The 1,470-nt window shown below is 69.1% G+C and carries 1 pseudogene; it reads right to left on the reverse strand.

From position 1 onward, the window contains the following. Nucleotides 1-130: 130 nt before the first annotated feature. Nucleotides 131-1,470, reverse strand: a pseudogene (locus AOK24_RS27510) (condensation domain-containing protein); the annotation flags it as partial.

Raw genomic sequence — 1,470 nt, forward strand, 5'->3', positions numbered from 1 at the left:
CTGGACGAGGGGGGTGCGGCTGGTGTCCCGTTCGGGGGCCAACTCCTCGATCAGGTGGCTGAAGGGGACGTCCTGGTGGGTGAAGGCGTTCAGGACCGTGCCCTTCACGTCGCGCAGCAACTCGCCGANNAGGTCCTGGTGGGCGTAGGCGGCCAGCGCGGACTTCCGTACGCGGGCGAGGAGTTCGGCGAAGGTGGGGTCGCCGGTCAGGTCGGTGCGCAGGACGAGGGTGTTGACGAAGAAGCCGACCAGCCCTTCGAGTTCGGTGCGTTCACGGCCGGAGACCGCTGTCGCGACGGCCACGTCACGCCGTCCGCTGTACCGCGAGAACAGCAGTTGGGTGACCGCTGCCAGCGCCATGAACAGACTCGCGCCCTGGCCACGTGCCGCGTCGGTGAGGTCGGTCGCCAGGCGTGCCGGGACCTGGAAGGTGTGCATCGCTCCGGCACCGGTGCGTACGGTCGGACGCGGACGGTCCGTCGGCAGCTCCAGGGGCTCCAGACCGGCCAACTGCTCACGCCAGTAAGCACGTTGGCCGTCCAGTGCGTCACCGGACAGGCGCTCCCGTTGCCATACGGCGTAGTCCCCGTACCGCACGGGGAGTTCAGGCAGCTCGCCCCCGCGATACAACTCGCTCAGCTCCCGCACGATCACCCCCATCGACCACCCGTCGGTGATGATGTGATGCATCGACAGGACCAGGGTGTGTTCGGCGGGGCCGGTCCGGATCAGCAGGAACCTGATCAGCGGGCCGGTCCGCAGGTCGAACGGGGCTGTCGCCTCGCGCCGTACCGTCTCCTCGATGTCGTCGGCTTCCACGACCCGCACCGGGACCTCCAGCGTCGGGTGCACGCGCTGCACCCCGTGCCCCTCCACCGAGCCGAACGTCGTCCGCAGGGTTTCGTGCCGGGCGACAAGCCCATCGACGGCGGCCTGGAGCGCGGTGAGGTCCAGACGACCCGTCAAGCGCAGGGCCGCCGAGATGTTGTACTCCGTGCTGCCGGGGGCGAAGTCGTCGAGGAACCAGAGGCGTTCCTGCGCGAAGGACAGCGGAAGTTCAGCGGCGACTTGGCGGCTGATGACGTCGGAGTGGCCGCCCGCCGGAAGAGCGGTAGCCAGGCCGGCAACAGTCGGATGATCGAACAGAGCCCGGGGAGAGAGATCGGCACCGAGAGCGGTACGCAGACGGGAAGCGATCTTGAGACTGGTGATCGAATCACCGCCCAGCTCAAAGAAGTTGTCGTGCACTCCGATCCGCTCGACCCCCAGGACGTCGGCCCAGATCCCGGCGAGCGTCTCCTCGGCCGGGGTGCGCGGAGCGACGTACCGCTCCCGCGTGAACTCAGGCACGGGCAGGGCGCGGCGGTCGACCTTGCCGTTCGGGGTCAACGGCAGCGCGTCCAGGGGGACGAAGGCGGACGGGATCATGTAGTCCGGGAGGACGGCGGCGAGTTGGGCACGCCAGCCCTC

This window comes from Streptomyces niveiscabiei (assembly GCF_001419795.1).
In the GTDB taxonomy this organism is placed as follows: Bacteria; Actinomycetota; Actinomycetes; order Streptomycetales; family Streptomycetaceae; genus Streptomyces; species Streptomyces niveiscabiei.